The 23,229-nt window shown below is 36.6% G+C and carries 19 protein-coding genes; 1 reads left to right on the top strand and 18 read right to left on the bottom strand.

Translation table 11 applies throughout. From position 1 onward, the window contains the following. Position 1: 1 nt before the first annotated feature. The 9 genes from JG479_RS02075 to JG479_RS02035 are packed head-to-tail and all read right to left on the bottom strand — an operon-like array spanning position 2 to position 9,131. Entirely contained in the window at positions 2-1,222 is a 1,221-nt protein-coding gene (locus tag JG479_RS02075; RefSeq protein ID WP_200219831.1) for a type II secretion system F family protein, read from the bottom strand. Further along, positions 1,209-2,936: a GspE/PulE family protein gene (locus tag JG479_RS02070; RefSeq protein WP_200219830.1), complete on the bottom strand. Its 1,728-nt coding sequence runs from the start codon at positions 2,934-2,936 to the stop codon at positions 1,209-1,211. Before JG479_RS02070 ends, JG479_RS02075 begins: the two co-directional genes overlap by 14 nt. After that, entirely contained in the window at positions 2,933-4,075 is a 1,143-nt protein-coding gene (locus JG479_RS02065) for a tetratricopeptide repeat protein (RefSeq protein WP_200219829.1), read from the bottom strand. The genes JG479_RS02070 and JG479_RS02065 overlap by 4 nt, the downstream gene beginning before the upstream one ends. Then, positions 4,072-4,974, bottom strand: coding sequence for an ExeA family protein (locus tag JG479_RS02060; protein ID WP_200219828.1), 903 nt, complete (start codon positions 4,972-4,974; stop codon positions 4,072-4,074). The genes JG479_RS02065 and JG479_RS02060 overlap by 4 nt, the downstream gene beginning before the upstream one ends. A 2-nt stretch (positions 4,975-4,976) precedes the next feature. Next, positions 4,977-6,635, bottom strand: coding sequence for a pilus (MSHA type) biogenesis protein MshL (gene mshL / locus JG479_RS02055; RefSeq protein WP_200220312.1), 1,659 nt, complete (start codon positions 6,633-6,635; stop codon positions 4,977-4,979). Beyond that, on the bottom strand, positions 6,619-6,942 hold the full coding sequence (locus JG479_RS02050) for an agglutinin biogenesis protein MshK (protein ID WP_039485790.1): 324 nt from the start codon (positions 6,940-6,942) through the stop codon (positions 6,619-6,621). The genes mshL and JG479_RS02050 overlap by 17 nt, the downstream gene beginning before the upstream one ends. Beyond that, on the bottom strand, positions 6,920-7,615 hold the full coding sequence (locus JG479_RS02045; protein ID WP_200219827.1) for an agglutinin biogenesis protein MshJ: 696 nt from the start codon (positions 7,613-7,615) through the stop codon (positions 6,920-6,922). The genes JG479_RS02050 and JG479_RS02045 overlap by 23 nt, the downstream gene beginning before the upstream one ends. Next, on the bottom strand, positions 7,612-8,211 hold the full coding sequence (locus JG479_RS02040; RefSeq protein WP_234047864.1) for a PilN domain-containing protein: 600 nt from the start codon (positions 8,209-8,211) through the stop codon (positions 7,612-7,614). Before JG479_RS02040 ends, JG479_RS02045 begins: the two co-directional genes overlap by 4 nt. After that, positions 8,208-9,131 (bottom strand): hypothetical protein, encoded by a 924-nt coding sequence (locus JG479_RS02035; protein ID WP_039485798.1) that lies wholly within the window; start codon positions 9,129-9,131, stop codon positions 8,208-8,210. The genes JG479_RS02040 and JG479_RS02035 overlap by 4 nt, the downstream gene beginning before the upstream one ends. A gap of 76 nt (positions 9,132-9,207) precedes the next feature. On the opposite strand from JG479_RS02035, the gene JG479_RS02030 reads away from it, so the two are divergent. Beyond that, positions 9,208-10,116, top strand: coding sequence for a 1-aminocyclopropane-1-carboxylate deaminase/D-cysteine desulfhydrase (locus tag JG479_RS02030; RefSeq protein WP_200219826.1), 909 nt, complete (start codon positions 9,208-9,210; stop codon positions 10,114-10,116). 3 nt (positions 10,117-10,119) lie between these two features. On the opposite strand, the gene JG479_RS02025 is transcribed toward JG479_RS02030, so the two are convergent. From JG479_RS02025 to JG479_RS01985, 9 genes are all read right to left on the bottom strand, one after another. Continuing rightward, a complete protein-coding gene (locus tag JG479_RS02025; RefSeq protein ID WP_200219825.1) occupies positions 10,120-11,808 on the bottom strand; it encodes an EAL domain-containing protein in 1,689 nt (562 codons plus the stop codon). 226 nt (positions 11,809-12,034) lie between these two features. After that, complete coding sequence (arsB, locus tag JG479_RS02020) at positions 12,035-13,051, bottom strand: ACR3 family arsenite efflux transporter (protein ID WP_200219824.1); 1,017 nt, start codon at positions 13,049-13,051, stop codon at positions 12,035-12,037. A gap of 9 nt (positions 13,052-13,060) precedes the next feature. Next, positions 13,061-13,777, bottom strand: coding sequence for an arsenical resistance protein ArsH (gene arsH, locus JG479_RS02015; protein ID WP_039485802.1), 717 nt, complete (start codon positions 13,775-13,777; stop codon positions 13,061-13,063). A 184-nt stretch (positions 13,778-13,961) separates the two neighbouring features. Continuing rightward, complete coding sequence (locus tag JG479_RS02010; protein WP_200219823.1) at positions 13,962-16,691, bottom strand: response regulator; 2,730 nt, start codon at positions 16,689-16,691, stop codon at positions 13,962-13,964. Positions 16,692-16,952: 261 nt separating this feature from the next. Then, positions 16,953-17,678 carry a single-stranded DNA-binding protein gene (gene ssb / locus JG479_RS02005; protein ID WP_200219822.1) on the bottom strand — a complete coding sequence of 242 codons (726 nt, stop codon included), beginning with the start codon at positions 17,676-17,678 and terminating at the stop codon, positions 16,953-16,955. A 79-nt stretch (positions 17,679-17,757) separates the two neighbouring features. Continuing rightward, a complete protein-coding gene (locus JG479_RS02000) occupies positions 17,758-18,348 on the bottom strand; it encodes a hypothetical protein (protein WP_182694820.1) in 591 nt (196 codons plus the stop codon). Between the two features lies 1 nt (position 18,349). Beyond that, positions 18,350-20,125 carry a tyrosine-type recombinase/integrase gene (locus JG479_RS01995; protein WP_182694821.1) on the bottom strand — a complete coding sequence of 592 codons (1,776 nt, stop codon included), beginning with the start codon at positions 20,123-20,125 and terminating at the stop codon, positions 18,350-18,352. A gap of 2 nt (positions 20,126-20,127) precedes the next feature. Next, positions 20,128-21,969: a hypothetical protein gene (locus tag JG479_RS01990; RefSeq protein WP_200219821.1), complete on the bottom strand. Its 1,842-nt coding sequence runs from the start codon at positions 21,967-21,969 to the stop codon at positions 20,128-20,130. Position 21,970: 1 nt separating this feature from the next. After that, positions 21,971-23,215 (bottom strand): site-specific integrase, encoded by a 1,245-nt coding sequence (locus JG479_RS01985; RefSeq protein WP_200219820.1) that lies wholly within the window; start codon positions 23,213-23,215, stop codon positions 21,971-21,973. Positions 23,216-23,229: the final 14 nt, after the last annotated feature.

Below are 23,229 nucleotides of genomic sequence, written 5' to 3'. Positions count from 1 at the left end.
TTTAATTACCTTTGATTGCCGACATCATGTTCCACATAGGCATAAAAATACCCAATGCTAAAATCAGCACCATAATGGCAACAAACACAGTTAAAATAGGTTCTATTTTTGCGGTTAAACTTCGTAAGTCATAATCAACTTCACGCTCATAATAATCAGCAGCTTCTTGAAGTAGCTCATCAACCCGGCCCGTTTCTTCACCTACCGCTACCATCTGTAATACAAGCTGAGAAAACAGCTGAGAACTTTTTGAGGCTCTGAGTAAACTATCGCCTTTTTCTATATCTTGGCGCATAGTAATAATCGCTTTTTCCATATAGCTGTTATCTACGGCATGCGCTGTTAGTGATAAACCAGTGGTCATAGGCACACCGGAGCGCAATACCATAGCTAAACTTTGACTGTAGCGCGCAAGCAATGTCCGTTTTAAAATATCCCCAATAAATGGAATTTTTAATTTATATTGATCCCACTTAAAGCGTCCAAGCTCTGTATTTAAATAACGCCTCCAAGCAAAAACAGAACCAATCCCCATTACCAACAATAACCACCAGTAGTTAACAAAAAAGCTGCTAGTGCCAATTAATATTTGAGTCATTAATGGCAATTCAGCATCAAATTTTTCGAACATACTGGCAAAGGTAGGAATAACAAAAATATTCAAAATAATCATAGCCGCTACTAGAGCCAAAATAACAAAAGTAGGGTAGCGCATAGCTGCTTTTATACGCTTTCGGGTTTCTTGTTCTTTCTCAAAATAAATAGCGAGTTGATAAAACGCATCTTCTAATCGTCCAGAGCCTTCACCAACCATTACCATTGATACTGTTAAACGGCTAAATACCTCGTTATGTATCGCCATTGCACTGGATAAGTCGCGGCCTTGCTCAAGCTGCTTGGTAACTTCTATTAGTACATTTTTAAATTTGTTATTTTGCGTTGTATCTGCCAGCCCAACCATTGCTCGTATAATTGGTATACCCGCTTTTAATAGCGAATACATTTGCCTAGAAAACATAATCATGTCGTCTAGCGTTATTTTTTCGACAAATAAATTATCAAAAATTTTGATGTTATTTTTTGTTTCAACTAAAGAGATTGATATTGGTATAAATTGACGCTTCATTAAACTATCAGCTACGCCAGCTTGGTTACTCGCTTCTAATTGCCCTTTAACCAACATACCTTTGCTGTCTTTAGCTTTGTAGCTATATAGTTGCATCAATATCCCCTACTATTTCTGGGATATATTCAGCCACTTTAAATACTTCATCTAAAGAGGTAACACCTTGCTTGGCGTAGTTTAATGCCATTGTTGAGAGCGGCGAAAAATTCGCGCTATTTTTAGCGGCTTTTGCAAAACCTTGCGTGTCGTTAACTCGTAATGCATCCATCATTGCATCATCCATTTCGAGCAACTCAAAAATACCTACACGCCCTTTATAACCACTATGGTTACATGCTGTGCAACCTTGCCCCTTAGAAAATTGAGCTTCAGTAACATCTTCGCCTAAATATTTTAGCCAGCTTATTTCTTGATGATCTGGCAAGTACGGTACTCTACAGTCATTACATACTCGCCTTACTAATCGCTGGGCAATAATAGCGCGCAGTGAACTTGCCACTAAGTAAGCCGGTGCCCCCATATCAATTAGCCGCATAGCACTAGTGATTGCATCATTAGTATGTAGAGTTGATAACACAAGATGACCTGTTAAAGCAGCTCTTAAGCCAATATCTACGGTTTCTTGGTCCCGCATTTCGCCAACCATTATAATGTCAGGATCTTGCCTTAAAGCGGTCCGTAAAATACTGGCAAAGCTCAGCCCTATTTTATTATTTATTTGTACCTGGTTAATACGACCGATACGATACTCAACAGGATCCTCTACTGTAATAATTTTACTTTCTTGTTGATTCAGCTCACTTAGTGCACCGTATAGTGTGGTTGTTTTACCCGAACCTGTTGGCCCGGTAACTAAAACCATCCCATGGGGACGTTTTATAATGCTGCGCACACGTTTTAATATGTGTACAGGCATACCCGTTTCATCTAATGATAGTAATCCTGCGGATTGGTCAAGCAGGCGCATTACAACTGATTCACCATGCTGAACCGGCATGGTAGATAAACGCACATCAATACTATGGCTGCGCACTTTTATATTAAACCGGCCATCTTGAGGGAGGCGTTTTTCAGATATATCTAATCCCGACATAAGCTTTAAACGTAGCACTAATGCCGATGCTATTTTTACTTGGTTAAGAGTGTGCTCTTGTAATATGCCATCTACACGTTGACGAATGCGAAGCAAACCTTCATCTGGCTCAATGTGAATATCGGATGCACGAACTTGTACAGCATCCTCAAATATTGATTGCAGTAACTTTACAACGGTTGCATCTGATGTCTCATCACCTAAAGAATTTAAATCAAACTCTTCTACGTCTTGATATTCTTCATGAAGTTGTGCTGCAAAGTTGGTAATTTCATCTGTACGGCGATACACGTTGTCAAACGCAGCCATAATTTGGCTTTCTTGAACAACAGCTAAATCTATTCGTTTAGGAGCAAGCATAGTCGCAAGTTGATCAAGGCTCCTTAAATCAGCAGGATCGCTCATCGCGACTAAAACAGAGTCACCATTATCTTCAATTACTAATGCTCTGTAACGACGCGCATATACTTCAGATAAAAGCTTAGATACATCATGTGATATTTTTCGCTGTGATATATCTAAAAAAGGTACCTGTAATTGCTGCGCTAAAAAGCGTAACAGTTGTGGCTCACTAATAAACTCAAGGCTAATAAGTGTCGAACCTAATTTACGACCTGTCGCTGCTTGAACATTTAATGCTTCACTTAGTTGCGCTTCGGTGATCATGTGTTCATGAACAAGTAAATCGCCTAAGCGCATTTTTAAACTAGGTCTCATACGGCCTCCTTTAGCGCAACTAAACGCTGTAATGCATGCTGAGTCATAGCAGTATTTAATCCACCTAAATCTAGAGCTACTTTGTAAAGTTGTTTAGCATCCAGATATTCTCCCAGTGCATCTTTTGAGGTTGCAAGTGCAAGCCACCACTTGGCTTGACTAGGCTGAAGCTTTGTAAGATGTTTAAAGCTTTCAAGTGCTTTATGGTGCTTACTTGCACTTTGCGCGGCAGTCCCTTGCAGCACCCAAAAATCAAGATTCGCTTGAGGCTCAAATTCATCACTTAAAAGCAGCAATACCCCTTCATACTGTTGTTGCATAATAAGAATTTTGCTTAGCATTACACGCCATTCAAGTACGTTAGGATTTTGGCGAATACCCGCTTGCAAAACCTGCTGTGCAGAATTTATATCTTGTTGTTTAAAGTAAGTTGCAGCCAGTAAGTTTCGAGCCTCAACATGTAAAGGCGATTGCGCTAAAATCACGTTTAAATCACTTATAGCTTCGTTGTATAAGCCAAACTGTATTGCCTGCTTAGCTGCCGCTAATTGCTCAACCAATAAAGCCTGTGGCGACTTAGCTTCTGCCACGCTTTTAATCATAGTATTTTGAGGCTTAGCTTTAGTCATTAGCGTAATTTTTGGCTTACTCACAGTAACTTCGCTAGCGGCTAACTCTTTATTATTAGCTAGTGCAGAGCTTTGTTTAACCTCGGCAATTACAACCGGCTCAACTACTGGCTGAGAAACCAATAATGTAGCTTCACTCAACTTGGGTTCAGCTAAATCATTCACTTTTGGTTTTATCTGCTCAATTGGTATAACTGCCTTCACAGCTTCTTGCTCAACCATAGGTTCTGCAGTGCTTTTTTTATCTTGGGAGTCAGATAAATTAGAGGTTATAACCGCAACCATTTTTTGCTGTGGTAATACAGGCTCACGTTGGGTCTCTTTTTTGTCGGCGGTAGGTAAATACAGGTATGCTAAAAAAATAACACTTAGCATAATAAGTAAAATTACGGCTTTAAATACAATGTTTCTTACATCATATATTGGCTTTACGCTTACACCTTCTTGAATACTTACTTGCTTAGCTTCACGTTGCTCAATATTTTTAAGCATATTATTTATAACGCTCATAACCACTGCCTCCAAACCCATATAGCAGCAATAGCTAAAACACTAAACATTAACGCGCTGTAACTCCAATATTGGCCTGTCCGGTATTTTGCACAGTCTTCAGTATCTTTTATGGCAAGCTGAATATGGCGATTTGTTATTGTATTTAATCCTTCACCGTACGCTTGTAATAGTGCTTTGTGGCATAAAATATTAACTAATCTAGGAATACCACGGCTTGCTCTGGCAATCTTAAGCCCCATACTATTATTAAATAAAGGAGGCCGATTGTACCCTGCAACTTGTAAGCGATGATTAATATAATAAACAACCTCTGCGCCAGTCATCGCCCTTAATTTATACGAAAAACTGATACGTTGGCGTAACTGCCTTACTTTATTATTTGCCAGTTTTTCATCAAGTTCTGGTTGTCCAAATAGCACTACTTGAATCAGCTTTTCGCTTTCTGTTTCTAAGTTTGTAAATAATCTAAGCGCTTCTAGAGTCTCCCAGCTCAAGCATTGCGCTTCATCTATCAAAAGTACTACGCGCTCATTGTCTTCTTGTAAGTCGAGTAAATGATGATTTATAAGTTGCCCTAGTGCTTGTTGATCCAATGCTTTATCTACATCCATGCCCAGCTCAACTGCAATCGCCCATCTAAGCTCTTCTGGGCTTAAATAAGAGTTAGGTAAATAAGCCACAATGTAATCTGGCTCAAGTTGGTTTAATAACTTTCTACAAAGCAATGTTTTACCAGTCCCAACTTCACCGGTAACCTTAATAAACCCCTCCCCCATTTCAATGGCAGTTGTTAACACTTGCATCGCTTCGTGGTGCGGCTCAAGCGCACAAAAAAATTGTGTGTTAGGGGTTAACGTGAAAGGCATTTCACTTAAATTAAAAAAGCTTAAATACATAGTTAGTTTTCATACCATGTTTTTAAAAGCTGACGGCTTTCACCTTGTTGTTTTTTCCAAGTGTCGGGCATAACAACGGTTGGTTTGATTAAGATAATCAGTTCTTTTTTCTCTTGGCGTTTACGAATACTTTTGAATAAATTGCCAAATAGCGGGATATCACCCAACACCGGTGTTTTAGATTCTTCATCCTGAGTTGACGTTTGCATCAAGCCACCAATAACCACTATTTCGCCACTTTGAGCGCGAATAACGGTATCTGACTCTCGAATGTTGCTTTGCGCTAGAGGTAACTCAAAACGTTGATCGTCTAAAGTAATTACCTTTAGTTGCTCCTCTGTCTCAGTTACTGAAGGGTGAACATGCAAAATGACTGAGCCATACTTATCAATCTGCGGCGTTACATCAAGGGCAATACCAGAAAAGAACGGTGTTAAATCTATCTCAGGCGAGGTAGTTGTAGCAGTACCTGTTACCGTCGTACTTGATACGTTAGTAACAAAATATTCGTCCTGCCCTACTTTTATAACTGCTTTTTGATTGTTTGTAGCCGTAACCCGAGGGTTGGATAACATTTGCACATCGCCTTGGGTTTCTAGCAAATTAATAACCCCGTTAAAGTCACCTTTTTGAATGGTTAGCGATGACGCTCCGCCAATTGCAGCCGAAATACTATTACTAATTGTAGAACCCGCTGTTGTAGCAAACGAAATCCCACCTTCTAAACCACTGGCTATACGCTCCCAGTTAACTCCTTGTTGATACTCATCTTTTAAAGTTACTTCTATTATTTTTGCTTCTAGAATAACTTGGCGTTGCAGGTTTTCTTGGCTTTGACGTAAAAACTCTTTGAGCTGACTAATTTCACTGGGCAATGCATTTACTGTAACCAAACTAGCTTGTGGGCTTGCAACAACATAGCGCCCATCGCTTGCGCCAATTAAGGACTTAAGAGCAACTTCTAATTCTTGCCAAAAATCATTTTTATTAATTGTTTGGATTCGAGAGCCATTTAAATCTAAGCTTTGGTTGTCACCACCAGAGCTACTATTTTGTTGGTTACCACTGCCTGAATTTGAACTACTCGATCCATTGCCACTTTGTGCAAACTGACTAACCCCACCAGCAACAACACTCACTGTAGATTGACCATGACGTTGCATCATCAAATAATTTACAGGTATCGTTTCTGTGCGCATTTTGGCTGGTAATACTTGTACAATTCGCCCTTCATTTACAATATCTAAAGGGTACATACGCTTAATAACAGCAATGACTTCGTTAAACGTAACGCTTTTTAGGTTTAAACTAATTGTGCCATTTACTTCTGGGTGTACAGCAACACTAAAAGGAGTATCGTCTGTTAAGCCTGCAAAAAAAGCGCCTATTTCAACATCATTTGCAGCAACATCAAAACGCTTGATAGATAAATCATCACTTATAGTTTGCTCATTATTTATAGATGACAATAAGCTTTGTGTAAGTTCGCTTGGCATTTGTAGAGGCGCAATGACTTTAGGCTTTGTTGGTTTTTCTGCTAACTCTTGCTTTATATGCGTTTTAATCTCTTTACCTGGTTTAAAGCTATGGCAAGCCGTTAAAAACGTAGGTAGCAATAAGAGAACAAGCCACGGGTGAGATAAATTATTTTTTAATTTCATAGTCATATAATTCTAATTTTATTTGTTTATCATCATTTGCTAGCACAACGTGTTTTGAGTTAATGCTTAGCACCCGAAAATCGTCTACAACATCACCCACTCGATAAATATGGCCAGAAATAATAGCCTTAAATGCTGTACTGTTTTTAATAATAGATTGCAATTTAAGTTCTGTACTTTGCTTAGTGGGACTATTGTTACTCACGAACATATTTGGCTGAGTCGGATCGCGAAGTTGCGCAAGCGCACTCGGCGCAATAATGTAAAGAGCCAAAGTACAAATACTATAACGCGATAAATTTTTCATTAGCGCTCACTGTAGCAATTTGTAAAGTTAATTCAGCCTGAGGGTACTCTAGTACCTGATAACTAAACTCTTGTATTAATAACTTATTTTGATTGTTTTTTAATGCAGCTAAATATTTTTGTAAGTTGAAATAACTGCCTTGTAAAGTAACCACCATTTGATGCTCAAAAAATAATGTTTGCGTATCATGCTCACCGAGCTTTTCTACATCGATAGCTCGTGCTGGTTTGACATTAAAGCTACTTACTTTCACATCGCTACTATCTACGAGCAAATCTTTTAAAACGGCAGGTACATTTTTAGCAGCAACAAAGCCTTGGCTAAAACTACTAAGTTGATTATTTATTTCGGCTAATTCGTCTCTAGTTTGTGCAATTTGCCCGCGTAAAACCTTAGTGTAGTCGTAGTTTAGTGCTTGATTTAACATAGAAAGTTGTGTGTTTATCTGCTGCAACTCTTGCAGCGTTATATTGTGCTTTGAACGTATATTGGCAACTTCATCTTGCTGTGGAAAAATAACAAACCAGAGACCGAGGTAAATCACTATAAACAGACCAACAAATAAGGTGGAATACTTCTCACGTTTTTGTAGCGATGCAAACTGTGTTTTATATTTGACCCACAATGGCCAACCTTTGCTTTTATTATTCGGGCTAATTGCTTCTTGGCTCATGGTCTATCGCCCTCATCACTAAGGTCTGTCGCTACGTTAAATTTACTCACACCGCCTTGCGTCGAAAGCTCTAAAACTGAAAACTCTTTATCAATAAAAAATGACGATTGTTTTAAATTACTAAACCAAATAGGTAAAAATTTTGACTGCGATACTTGCCCTTGAAGCGTCACACTTTTCCCTGCAAACTTAATGTGGGTCAACCAAATGTTAGGTTCGTGATACTTTGCCAAATCTTGCATTACCTGAGCGTAATCGGTTGCAGATTGATCTGTGCTTAGCTCTAAATAGGTAAATATTTGCTGCTTATGCAAAACCTCTTGCTGAAGTGTTTTTAGCTCATTAATAAATAGTGCTTTATTTTGCTTCTCTGCTAACTGCTGTTTTACAACTTCTAACTGAGCTTTTCCTTGCTTGAGGTATTCCTTATTTTGTTCTAAATCAAGCTTATTAGAATATGTTTTATAACTATAAAAAGCCCACGTGATCGCAATGATTAATAGCGCACCTAACCACAACGTAATCATTCCCGATAAAGGGACTGGGTCTCGCCGCACTCGAAGGGTTTTATGATAAAAGTTAATCCGGGTTTTCATAGCACAGACTCAGGATCTGTTAATTGATAGGCTGCACCGAGTGCATAATAAAAATTTGGCTCTAATTGCTGCGCTAGTTCTAAGTTAGGCTCAAAATCTACAACCTTTACTTGTAAAAACTCTGCAAGGCCAGCTCTAAGAGTTAATGACGATAAATCGTCGCACTGTAACTGAATGCTGCGAATTGGTGGTTGCTTGAGCTGGCTTTCAAAAAAGTCCATCGAACGCTGAATTTCTAACCCTAACGCATCTACTAACTCTTGGTTTTGATCTTTATCAGCAATACCTAAAAAACCGTTTAATCGCCTAGCTAAAACTAATTGCCCATCACGAATAATTAAGATTCGAGGCTCATGACTAGCATGCTGCACAATCAGCATGTGTGCCTCTTTATGCGTACCAAACAAGGTGACTAACACCATCTCCTCAGAGGTCATTGCACGTAAAACGGGCTTGGTCTGTCCAAAGCTGTCTATAAACGGAAGCAGCTGCAGCTTATTAGTAATAAATACATTCATTTTGCTGCTTTGCATTGTGAGTGTTATTGGGTAATCAATAAAATCAGCCACAATATTTTCAGGGGCTATATCAACTAAATCTTTTGTAGTCCAAGGGAGTGACTGAATTATTTCTTCATCGCTGAGATTTGGTTTATCCATTTGCACTATTTGATAAAAATAGTGCGGTATAACTAAATTAACGGCACAAATATCAGTAGAAACCTCATTTGTACAAGCAACAATTGCAGCGGTATAATCAGTTTGCTCAGACACATTAACACTGTGAGAACTGTGAACCATCCATTGGTCGCTTTGTTTTTTTAAACATACTGCGTTAACAGTATCTGCGTAAGTTGCAACACCAATAGCTGTATTTGGATCTAAACTACGATTTAACCACGAAAACAGCTTTTCTTTCATATAGCTACTAATGTTAATTATGTATGAAATAAGTGTCGTACATTTTAACTACTTTGCCAAATTGAAAACCAAAAAAATGCATGAAACATTCAAAATAGATGAAAATAGCCAAATACAACAAATAGATAGCTCGTTTCTAAAAAAGAGAAATATTTATTTAGGTATAAAACGTGATGATTTGCTTCATCCGTTAATAAGTGGCAATAAATGGCGTAAATTAAAATATAATTTAGCGTACATGCAAAAGATAAATAAGACAGAACTTCTGACTTTTGGTGGTGCATTTTCAAACCATATTCACGCCTGCGCAGCTGCGGGAAAAGAATTTAATATAAAAACTCACGCGATTATCCGCGGACCAGAACTTGATAACAACAATCCAACAATTCAGTTTGCAAAACATTGTGGTATGAACCTACATGTTGTTAATCGTATAGAATATCGAAAACGTCACGACACCGAATACCTTTATGTTCTGCAAGAGCGTTTTCCAAACGCTTATATCATCCCTGAAGGTGGTACAAATGAACATGCTTTATTAGGGTGTCAAGAGTTAGTACAAAGCTTACCCGAACATAACTACTTAGTTTGTCCTACAGGTAGTGGTGGCACGCTTGCTGGACTAATAGAAGGCAGTGCTTCAACAACACAAGTTATTGGTATAGCGGTATTAAAACAAGCTGAATACTTAAGTGAAGAAATAAAAAAGCTGAGCGCTAGAGCTAATAACCAAACTAACTGGCAGTTACTCACAGAGTTTCATGATGGGGGTTATGGTAAGTTTTCACCTGAGTTATGGCAGTTTTGCCAAGATATGGGCCGCACTTATAATCTGCCACTTGAGCCTATTTATAGCGGAAAAATGATGTATGCATTGTGGCAGCTTATTGAGCAAGATTATTTCCCATCTGGGAGTAAAATTATTGCTGTTCATACCGGCGGGCTTCAAGGATTAAATGGGCTTAAATATAGAGGGTTAATCTAGATCTTAATTAAATACCGCTTGCGTAAACTCTTGAAGCGGCTCTGAAAAGTAAAAACCTTGAGCTCCTACCACCCCCAATTTGGTAAGCGTAAGTAGCTCTTTTTGAGTCTCTACGCCCACCGCGTATACGGGTAGACTTAAAAGACTAGCGGCTTCGACTATCCTTTTTATTTTCTTTTGATTTTGAGTTTTTTCATCTAATAAATGAACCAGTTCGTAAGATAACTTAAGCCCACATACTTGGTTATAGTCAACTAGCATGGCTACTTTCTCACTGCTTTTTACATTATCAATCACAATATGTGAATGCCCTTTTTTAATAACATTAAATGCATGAGTTATCGACTCTCTATGAGTAAAAAATTCTGCCTCACTTATTTCAAATTGTAATTTAGTATTTAACTTAAGCTCTGCCATTTGATTGGCTAACCACTCCCAAAATACAGTATTAAACCAATTTTTAGGGTGTAGATTTACACTAACTGTTAAAGCCGAAGACTCACTGAGCATTAGCTTTTTGACTTGTGTTATTACAGCTTTATCTAATATTAAAGCGTCTTGATCACTATAAACCTGCTTAATAAAATAACGAGCGGCCAGTAAACCAAGTTGGCTATGCCTAACCCGAATAAGAGCTTCATGCTGCAGGATATCTCCACTAGAGAGTTCAAATACAGGCTGAAAGAATAATATAAATTTATTCTTTTTAATGTTTTCTATAACCTGTTTGCTAGAGAGGTGTTTTTCTTGGCAGTGATTTAACGTTAAACGGTGGCAATGCTGCAATAGGCTGCTTTGTGATAGCGCGAGTGCTGATTTTGCTAACTTATAAACCGCCACTTGATCAGCGCCTAATTGATAATCACACGCACCTATTTTAATATTTTTATGAGTAATATTTTTTTGATGATTTTGACATATTAAAAACACATTTTTATGAAGCTTTTCAACGTAGCTATTCAACTCGCTAATAGAAATGTTTGGTAAGGTAACCGCTAAGTAATTAGAGTTTAGTATTTTTACCGACACACCTTTAAGTTCGGCTAATTTTTTAGTAATTAAGACTTTAAAATTGGCTTCTATATCCGTTTTTTTATCAAAGCTACAATCACACTCAATAAGTAAAAATAAGTTATGTGATGCAGTATTAACTCCATACAAAGAACTTAAATCACATTTTTTTGCCTGTTCGATTAGTTGAGTATTTTTATGCCTTTGTTGAATAATTTTAGTCGGCTGTATAACTGTATTTTTAAGCATTACTTTACGGTTTACTTTTAACAGGCTCCACCAGCGATAAGACCAATTAGCAGCGCCTAATATAATCAGATTCAAAAATATAAATAAGTAGCTTTGTGTTACCCACACTGGATAGTGATAAAGGCTCAAACTTAACGTTTTAAAAGTAAAAACTTCGCGTTCTAAATTTACTAAGTTCCTAAAGTGATCTGAAGAATTTTGCACCTCTAACTTAAAGCCTTCATTTTTAGCTAATGCGACCAACACTTCGTTATTTATAGAGGGAGATAAATTTAATTCATAAACGCGTTTAACAAACTGCTGCCCAGAAACATGTGCTTTTTGATGTAATGCATCATTTAAAATGAAATTAAAACTAATAAGTATCACCAAAAACAAAACAAAAGAGATACCTTTGAAGTACTTTAAAAGCCAGAGTTTACTCTTTTGCATAGCCTGCCACTCGTTATATTAATAACTAAAGTGTTGTTCAATATCTATAGAAGCACAAGGCTGCAAACTAAGTTTAAACGTTTATTAATAGCACTAAACAAAAAACACTCAGATAAACGAGAGCTTACAAAAATAAACAGCTATGCCCTTCATTCTATAAATAGATGAAAGCCATCGACAGATCATTTTAAAAAGTATGCCAGCAGAGATTATGCTGCATACCGCCTTAATTAAACCAATGGCGGGTTTTATTTGCAAAGTATACCAAGCTTAGCATTACAGGGACCTCTACCAACACACCCACCACAGTGGCAAGCGCAGCCCCAGAATGTAAACCAAATAATGAAATAGCAACCGCAACAGCTAGCTCAAAAAAGTTTGAAGTGGCAATCATACATGCAGGCGCCGCTATATTATGTGCAAGCCCCATTTTTTTAGCTGCAATATAAGCAATCGCAAAAATACCGTAAGTTTGAATTAAAAGCGGGATTGCAATAAGAACTATTGCCTCTGGTTTTTCTATTAATGTCTGCGATTGGAAACCAAACAATAGCGCTACTGTCGCGAGTAAGCCAATAATAGAATAAGGTTTCATTACCTTTAAAAAGTTATTTAAACACGTATGGTCATCTTCTTTATCAAGCTTTTTACGGGTAGCAGCACCGGCTACCAGCGGGATAAGTACATACAATACCACCGATAATAACAGTGTATCCCAAGGTACAGTAATATCAGTCACACCAAGTAATAGCCCTGCAATAGGTGCGAAGGCAAAAATCATAATTATGTCATTTATTGATACCTGCACTAAGGTGTAATTAGCATCGCCTTTTGTCAATTGACTCCACACAAACACCATAGCGGTACATGGCGCAACACCCAACAAAATCATACCAGCTATATATTCTGTAGCTGTTTGTGGGTCAACAAAATCGGCAAAAATACCCTTAAAAAATAACCAGCCTAGTAGCGCCATAGTAAAGGGCTTTATAAGCCAATTAATAACGATAGTGAGCACTAACCCTTTTGGTTTTTTACCTACATATTTAATTGATGAAAAATCAATTTGCACCATCATTGGATAAATCATCAACCAAATAAGTACTGCGATTACAATATTTACATGGGCATATTCAAAACCAGCAATTAAGCTAAATGCACTTGGCATTATAGAACCAGCTACAATACCAACAGTAATAGCTAAGGCTACCCACACAGAAAGATAACGTTCAAATAATCCCATTGTTCTGTCCTAAATAGAGCTTTGATTAACGCGTTGGCTAAGCTCTTCTGCAGATTCCACACGTTCAGAATAACGATCTACAAAGTAATCTTTTTGATCTCGTAATAACAAAGTAAATTTTATCAACTCCTCCATAACATCAACAATCCGATTATAAAGTGGAGAGGGTTTCATGCGCCCATTTTCTTCAAATTCTAAATGAGCTTGTGGCACTGAGGACTGATTTGGTATTGTTACCATACGCATCCAACGCCCTAATACTCGTAGTTGATTCACTACATTAAATGATTGCGATCCACCACAAACTTGCAGCACTGCGAGTGTTTTACCTTGCGTTGGCCTTACACCACCTAAATTGAGTGGTATCCAATCAATTTGGTTTTTGAATATACTCGTCATTGACCCATGACGTTCTGGAGAGCACCATACTTGCCCTTCTGACCAAAGCATTAAATCTCGTAACTCTTGTACTTTAGGGTGTGATTCATCTTCACTATCGGTTTGAGGTAAACCTTCAGGATTAAAAATTTTAACCTCAGCACCAAAATACGTTAATAAACGTGCACTCTCCTCTATTACCAACTTGCTATAAGAACGCGCTCTTAATGATCCATATAACAATAAAATTTTAGGTTTGTGCTCAGAAAAACTAACGTTAAAATTTTTAGTGTGTGGAACAACGCTATGTGTTTTATTTGTATTTGGTAACCCATTAACTTCTGACATTTATAACTCAACCTTTACCAAGTGAATATACGAAAAATCGAATATATGGAATTTCACATACAAATACACGTGAGTCAAATTCTATTTTATAAATTTTTTTAAGTTATTAAAAAATCGGCTCAAGCCAATGGAAGGGATTGCGGTAGGTATTTGATAAAAATATTAAATTATATGTCTAGCGCAACTATTTATTTAAACAGCGAATTATAGTTTCACGTAGTTTTTGTGTTTTAATGGGTTTTGCAACATGAGCATTCATGCCAATAGATAAGTATCGTGTAATATCATTTTTCATAACATTAGCTGTTAAGGCAATTATTGGAATATTTGCGATAGTTTCATCACTATCATTACGAATAATTTGAGTCGCCTCAACACCGTCCATGATAGGCATATGAATATCCATTAAAATTATATCAAACGGCTCTAATTTTACTGTTTGGATGCACTCTAATCCATTATCAACTAAGTAAACCTGAGCGCCGCTATTTTCTAGTATGTTGGTAACTATTAGCCGATTGATTGAATTGTCTTCCACAACTAATACTTTAATACCCGCCAGCGACTGTTCACTCACAGTATTTACTTTAGGCACTTCATTAAAAAAACCTAACACTCTACTGCTCACCTCCTTATACAAGACACTCGAATAAACAGGTTTTTGCAAAATTGTGTTTATATTTATTTTGTTAGCCACATCATTAAGTAAAACCTCATGATCCCTTGTAAGTACAATTATATTATTGCAAAGCTGGGGATTAATATTATAAATACGCGTTAAAAATGTTTCACTACTCATCGCTGGCATTATCCAATCGACAATAATGACTTTAAATTTTTCTTTATTCTGTTCAATAATATCAATAGCTTGCTTAGCAGACGAGCACGCAGTACATGCTAAACCCATAGCTGTAAGCTGATTTTCAATTACTTTAAGGTCCTCTTCATTATCATCTATAATTAATACATCAAACGGATCAGTAAAGATTAGGTTAGGCGTATCATCAATCAACGCTTGGTTGTTCAATTTAACTTCCACCGAAGCTACAAACTCACTACCCACACCTTGAGTGCTGTGTACCGTTATATCACCACCCATCAATTGGCATAAACGCTTACTAATAGTTAAACCTAACCCTGTACCACCAAACTTCCTAGTTGTAGAACTATCTGCCTGAGTAAATGATTCAAATAAATTGGTAAGATTATCCTCAGCGATGCCAATACCTGAGTCTTTAACTGTAAAATATAAGCAAACACTTTGCGGATCGTCTAATAACTTTCTTGACTCAATTAAAACCGATACAGTGCCGTGAGGGGTGAATTTAATTGCGTTAGAGCATAAATTTAACAGCACCTGATTTATTCGCACTACATCGCCGATTAAGTCCAGTTTAACTGCCTCATCAATGACAATATCAAATGTGACCCCTTTACTTTGGGCCAATTCATTGAAGGTTGCTTTGATGTAATCAACAATCGAATTTACAGAAAAAGGAAATTCTTCAAGATTAATGTTTCCAGACTCAATTTTTGAAAAGTCTAAAATATCGTTAATAACCACAAGAAGTTGATCTGAGGAATATTTAATTTTATTTAAATAATACTCATACTCACCAGGTAAACCTTTTTCGAGCAAAATATTAGTCAAACCAATAATCCCACTCATAGGGGTTCTAATTTCATGACTCATATTTGCTAAAAACTCAGACTTAGCGGATGTCAGATGCTCTGCTTCTTCCTTGGCGTGCAAAAGCTCTTCAGTGCGCTCTTCAACGCGCGACTCTAATCTTTGCTTTTCTTCATCAAGCTCTTTTAAAAGTTGAATGCGGCGTTGGTTTAAAAACAAAACAAAAACTAAAAAACTGCTAAGAATAAAAATAATTACAGTAGCGCTGTAAATTAATATTTTATTTTTCTCAAAGTAAGTTGGCTCGTAATAAGAGATAATTGACTCTTCCGGCAAGCTCTGCGGAGCAATATTAAACTTACTTAATTGTCGCCAATCATATGAGTATGTACTAAGCCCTTCGCCACTAATTTCATTTAAAGCTTTATTTTCATTATAAAAAACTATTGAATCGGCAATACGTTTACCTATTTTTTCACCCGACAGAACATACCCACCAACAACACCCGAGCCTAATAGTACTTCCCAATAGCTAAACACTGGCGCCGGACTTTCTTCAGTTAATCGCTCTACTAGCTGATAAGGGCTAAGTGATTTATTATCGTAACGCCTAAAAATGGGGGTAAATAAAATAATTGAATCTGCTGGGGCATTTCTTACTCTGGTGAGTAATTCTGGTAATGGAAGATCAAACCACTTTTCTACATTTAAATACGAAAAATCACGGTTAATAACCGAAAATAGTCCTCGATGAAAGCTCATACCAATATCGTTTTTTGTATCTAAAATCACGATCAATTTTTTAGGCTTCATTAAATTAACAGCATTTGCTGTTGCTTGCGCATAATCTAATTTAGCTTGGATCACAGCTCCGCTGGTCTTTTTTGGTAGATTAAACTGGGCGCCTGGCTCTAAGTATATTCGTGGAGCATTTATAAAAAAATCATCTAATTGAGATAGTAACGTCGCTGCAGATGGCGACTGAGTAACGATGATATCGATGTGCTTATTTTTATATTTTTGTTTGAGGTAGTCTTTCATTAACTGTTTTTGATTAACTTCATCAAAGCGATTTACATCCATATTTTCGACAAATAGTTCATAACTAAAAGAACGTTTTGTAAGCTCTGTACGCAGTCCAAGCTCAACACTTTTATACCAAGGCATATCTTGATTTGTTGAATTTATAAATAAAATATGAGTAACATTTGAAGGAGTTTGAGCGTGTGAACTAGGGCTCAAGAATTGAAAAACAAGAAATAAAAATAAGATATTAGTTTTCATGTTTCTCATTGTGTAATCAGGGGAAAGTAGTTTAATGGTAAGTGTTAACGATATATATATCAATTAAATACAAGATAAAATTTACTGTAATTTAACATTACCAACAATACTATTTCACTTTACAGCCTAATGAGGTCTTATATTGATAGTTTTTTGATTATCATCACAGCGCAATACGCATAAAAAACCCAGTACGAATACTGGGTTTAGAGTAAAAAGTGTAAAGAATCTAATTATCTTTACACTGTAAAGGTTGGGACACTAAAACGGGATATCGTCATCAAAATCAATGGTTGGTTCCATTGGGTTTGATGCACCACCTTGCGGAGCACTTTGTGGTTTAGGAGCGAAACCACCTTGCTGCTGCGGTGCACTATTTTGTTGTGGTGCAAAGCCGCCTTGCGGTTGTTGGTATTGATTATTTTGTTGTGGTGCTGGCGCTGACTGAGGTTGCGCTGCAGGTGCTGCTTGCTGTTGTGGAGCATAACCACCTTGTTGCTGGTTATTTTGGCCTTGATTATTTTGGCCGTAACCACCGCTTTGTTGAGCACTTTGCGCTTGATTACCTTGGTAACCACCACCTTGTTGCCCACCTTGTGATTGATTACCTTGGTAACCACCACTTTGTTGATCGCCACCACGTGCGCCCAACATTTGCATTTGACCAGTAAAGCCATCTACGACTATTTCTGTAGTGTACTTTTCTTGGCCTTGTTGATCGGTCCACTTACGTGTTTGAAGTTTACCTTCAACATAAATTTGTGAACCTTTACGACAATATTCACCAACAATTTCAGCTAACTTGCCAAAAAATACAACACGGTGCCACTCAGTTTTATCAACCATTTGGCCAGTGTTCTTATCTTTATAGCTATCCGAAGTTGCTAGGGTAATATTTGCTACACCGTTGCCGTTAGGCATATAACGAACTTCAGGATCTTGCCCTAAATTACCAACCAAAATTACTTTGTTCACCCCACGACTCATATACTTCTCCTCAACCTTTTAAATTCAATGTATGCAGCGATTATACCACTACTCTTACTATACTACTGCTTGCACTATACTATTTATCTACTAGATTAGGGAAAATAGTATAGTGTTTAATGTCCGCAACGACTCTATCAATCCTCTGACTTAAATAAGATAAGTGGTGGGTACTACGAAACTTCAATTCATAACTTTGTATAGAGCCAATAAAACCTTTGTATCTTGGATTCAATCTCGTTAATATACTTTGAAGAACAAAAACCTCACCTTCAAACGAGCTTACCATCTCGCTTTCCAAATCACTTTGCCTAAGAGATGATATTATTCTGCTTTCTTGAGATACAACTTGATCGACCAATCTCTTATTTTCTTTATTGAGTTTAGCTATTTCATTCTTTAGATCAGAAATTTTATCATTATAGGAAGGCTTTCCTAAGCTTTTTTTTTGTGATGCAATCGCAACATCTATCTCCTGCAATAAGGCTGCATGCACAAATTCATTTGAACTATTTTTTTTATAAAGTGTACTTTTACCAACATGTGAGCCGTTATTTAGCTTTGCGTTACTAATTACTGCCGTTTTTGTAATTACTTCTCCCTTTGCGATTAAGCCAGATATAGATTCTCGGATCGCAATTTTGAATTCCTCTGAGCTAGCTCTTTTCATATTATTGAACCTCAAACATTTTAATTACACTTTCAGCCCTTTTAACGCCTTCAGAAGCAGCTTTGAATAATAATTGATCTTTAGTATTTTTACTCACGTTTAGGTGGGCCTCTTTTCTTCTTTCCCAATAACTAACATTAGCTTCCGACACTCCAAAATTTTGGCATGTGAAGCAATGCTTTTCGCTACGATTTGTATAATCTGCATCTCTACCATTTGTCGAACACTTAGCTCTCGAACTACGGCTGTCACTCATAAAACAATATCCATCAGCATTAGGTGTAACTTGGTAATTGAATTTACTCAGGAGTTTTTTTATAAATATGTCGAGGGTGTTTGCATCTAACACTTGAACTTTATGAGCTAATAACTGTTGATATTTACTTATCAATTTTCCAGCTGCGCCTTTAATTATAGTTTTACCAGATAAAGCTTGTTCAAAAATTTCATGAGTGTATTGCTGAGTCTGCTCAGGTAAGAATTTATACGTGTCAGCATCCTCAATGTATGCTTTTGTAAATTCATAGCTATTATGAAAAAGAAATTTAGATAGATATTCGAGATCCCCAATCTCATATCTCCAACACCAAATCATAGCGAATGCTTTTCGAAGCATGTGGGGCCTAAGTTTATAATCAAGACCAAGGTGATTTACTAAATTGTCGTACAATTTATACAGAACATTGGTAGTTAGATAATTATGTGAATTATTTAGTGGAGAGACACTATGTTTATAGGGAAGTCTTAGAAGAAGCCTTTCATCATCCTGATCTTTAGCTCTTGTATATTTTGAAAGCTCACAAATAACATGGAGAGCATTTCTTCCTTCTTCCGGAAGGGGTCTTTTCGTTTCTTTGCCAGTTTCTGTTTTAGATGTTTTATGGACTCTGCCAACTAGATCAGAATCATTTTCCAGCATATACAATACATCGTCATACCTTAATACTGTGGCTTCATGCTTGCGCATAGCAGTCAATGAGAAAAGGACTACAATTGCAGATGCATAAATAACTTCTATTTTTTTTAAAAGAATATTAGATGATTCGCTATATCTCTTCATATAAGCTCTAGACACTTTATTTGGATATTTAGCCTTCATTTGAATATACGAATCTAGCTTTAATAACCAAGGTTTAGAGTTTTCAACTTCTGATATTGAACAATCCAATATTCGAAAAAATTCCTTGGGTGGAATTGTCTCGGTATGTTTCCCCCTCTTTCCTAGTTTTTTACTAATTTTTTTTATTGTGCCAGCATGATAGGGAAGAAAATTTAATCCAGTGCCAACATCTTCATTCAGAATCCACATTAAGTTTAAAATATAAAGCTTAGTTTCAATTGATGAAGAGTTAATTTTTAAACCTAAAATGTACTGCTCATAGCTCTCAACATGGACTTTCTTTACATCTTGAATGTTATGTAACCTATTTACAAAACAAAAATACTCGCATATCTCACGTACCTGCCGTCCATAGGTACATAGTGTGATGGGCTTAAGATCATTTGTTTTATCTGATTCCATAATGGTTATAACTAATTTCTGAGCGTATAATTTCCAATAGAACCAACTAGAAATATCCTGCCCTGCTGCAAAAAACGTTTGAGGCTCCCAATTGAGAGTAAATGAAGATGGTGCAGTATGATTATCTTTTCTCAAATACCAAACATGTTCGTTATTACTCTCTATCCACCAAAAATTGAGCTTTCCAGTTAACTCTACCCCAGTATTAAATCCTTGATTCGATTGTTCACTTGTATTCTTTTTTAATAGCTTCATACTCAATCCATAAAAGGTAAAATTATAGTTTTAGCTCTTTCTTTCGCTAATCGTAACTCCGCTTTTGTACACTTCGAGAGTAAGTCCTCATATTCAACTAACCTATACACCCAATAGCTTTCCCAACGCTGCGGGTTATTAAATTTTAATCGGAGTTCATTCGCTTTTATAAAATCTGAATATGCTATCCATTCGGCAATCAACTTTAGGTCTTTAAGTACAACTTTTTTGGCGTCACACTGAAAGCATAAATCAAGCCCTTCACATTTAACTTTTGGTTTTTGTACTTTTCCACATTGATAACCATTTCCTGTATCAGGAAGCTCTGGACTTCTACTTTTCAATAAGAAGGTTTGGAAATTTTTCAATTTCTCACTTAACAAAGCCTGAGTTTCTACTCTAATGCCATAGCTATCCGTAGTGGAAAGGTTCTTATGATTTAATGTTTTACTTAACTCCCCTAAAGAACTCCCTGATAACATTTCAATTGCAGCAATCGTTGGCCTAAAGCATTCACCAGTTAGTTTTTTGACAAAGATTAAAAACTCTGGAGATTCTTTTGCTAGTTCTTTAGTAACTCTTCTGACCATATCTGAAGTACTTGACCTATCGAAAGTTCTAATAGTATGAGCACCTGCTTTGGGTGCCTTTGTATAGTGAATAAACAACTCACATTGCTCTTTATTCAACCACAAATCACCATTAGGTACTTCTTGTAATAACCTCTTTAATCGTTCCTGATACGCAAAAAGAACTCTGCATAGATGATCTTTTCTAGATAAAACTTTATTGATCGAAGCGCCTCTCTTTTTCCCAAAGTGGATATTAACTTTTCCTCTATCAGTAGCTGGTTTTACAGTGTCTAAATAACTGTAAAATGCAACGCTATCAACATTAGGGGCAAGAGTTTTATGTGATAAAGCTGCTACTAAAAAGTATTGTAAATTATAAGCGCTAGTAAAAAATGCTGACTGGATACGTTGTGAGCCCCAACCTCGGGATTTGCAAAAATCCGAAATCCCAGAAGGCCATGAAGGTGATCCGGGAATTAATCTCCCAAATTTTGAATATAAAATCTGAAATGCAAGTTCAATCGTTCTTTTATTTTCACCAATTTCTCTCCATTCGTTGGAGCCTTCTTTAAAACTATCAATTGTTTTAAGCTGCTTTAATTTTCTTACTGATATTGAATCTAATATTTTATCAACCATCCCACAATCAGAGGACCAACTTTCAATTTTCCCTAATGAGAATTCGTGATAACGGCCAATGATAAAGTTTCCATATGCAAGTGCTGAAGCCTCTAAACGCTCTAGAGAATACTTCCGCATTACAGATTCTATTTCATCTGGATGGCTCAAGGCATACTTATTAACTTCCTCACCTGCAAGAGCCATAATAGTAGGCTTCGCAGATGCTTCTGAGCTTATAAAGTTTTTAGGCAGTGCTTCTGTTGGAATTGCTTCTGAAGACATCATGTAACTTACAAAGTTTTTACACGAGCTAAAGACTTGAGATTTAGTATTAACTGACGAAGTATTTGATGTATTGAGCTCTATCTTAAAATCACTAAGTGATTTAGCGCCAACAGCACCATTGCAATATGCTAAAAACTTTAAATATCGTAAAATATTATTCGCTGTAGTTCTCTTGGCTCTTTTTGGCCGCAAATAAATTACTAATTGCTCTAAAACCATTTCGCCTTTATAAATGTGTGATAAGTAACTGGCATCAATAGGTTCACCTGAGTCCAAGTGAAGACACCATTCTATAGGTCTTGCGAAATGCTGTATTGAAGCTTCAGGAAGAACTACGACCTTCCTCCTCAGTAGTTTTTTAGCCATATTACTGAAAACCTTTATTATATCGTTCGCTTAAATAAGGTTTCATCGAATCAACTGTGCTATGCCGAGTACTTTGAATTGCGAGTTGTTCAGGGTTTTTTTGCCCATGCTCATCTAAGGCCTGAAGTAGCACCGTTACGAAATGATGCCTAAGCCCATGAGCCCAAACTTTTTCATCAACTGTAAGTTCACCAGCATTTACAGATTTCAAAAAAGCAGACCTTATGCTGTTAGAAAAAGATCTTCTATTTATACTTGAGCCCGTCTGACTCGATAAAAATATTTCCTGAGGACTCTGGAAAGTACTATACTTTTTTTTTATCTTCTTTTTATGCTGGGCAATGATAACAACTCTATATAATTCAATGTAATCCCAAGTTTTGATAATTAATGTTGGAGACAAAAAAATCCTTTGTGGCTTACCGCTTTTATTTATAATTAGATCAAAGGGTATATTTCTTCCTATAGCTAATGCTTTTTCTGCAGTTTCTCTTAGAGGTAGTTGTCCTATCGTTAAATTACATATTTCGTGTACTCTTAAACCTGTATTACAAGCCCAATCGATCATTAACTCAAACCTTTGTGCCAAATCAACCCTTACTGGTCCATAAGCTTTTATGACTTCAATCCAGTCTTTGCGTGGCACAATAATAGGCCTTTTATCTTTGGCTCTATTTTTGAAAGTAGAATGTTGTAACTTTCCTTTATTGGTAAGTGTCACTTGTACTTTATGCAATTTAGATGTCCCGCAGAGATATGGCTCAAAATTATTATCTGTTAACCAATGACAATAAGACACGACACTTCTTAATAACTGACAAGCATAGTTTTCAGTATTATTTGATTCGTATCCCCTTTGTATTACTTCATTTTTATATGCCACCAACCAATCATCGGTAACTTCATGAACTTGCTTTCTCTCAACTTCTAACTGGCTAATAAAATCTAAAATGTGCAGTGCATATGTCGAAATTGATGAAACAGTATTTAGTTTTAACAGCTCTAAAAAATAGTGTAACGACATCCAATGGACACTGAAGTCAGAGTTAATAATTAATGGGAACCCACTGACCTCTGAAAGACCTCCTACATCAGCACTATTAGTTTTTTTTAAGTAAGCCAATTTTTTTCCTATTGAAACAAGAGATTTGGGTAAAAATAGTACAACCACACAACCCATTAAAATTTTATTGCAGTATTGACATACCGCAATTGCAGTATAGGCATAATGCAATTTAAACTTCAAATATCTTTTTCTGT

It is taken from the genome of Pseudoalteromonas sp. LC2018020214, assembly GCF_016598755.1.
In the GTDB taxonomy this organism is placed as follows: Bacteria; Pseudomonadota; Gammaproteobacteria; order Enterobacterales; family Alteromonadaceae; genus Pseudoalteromonas; species Pseudoalteromonas distincta.
The sequence above is the reverse complement of the archived record's forward strand: the minus strand, read 5'-3'. Positions and strand labels throughout refer to the sequence as shown.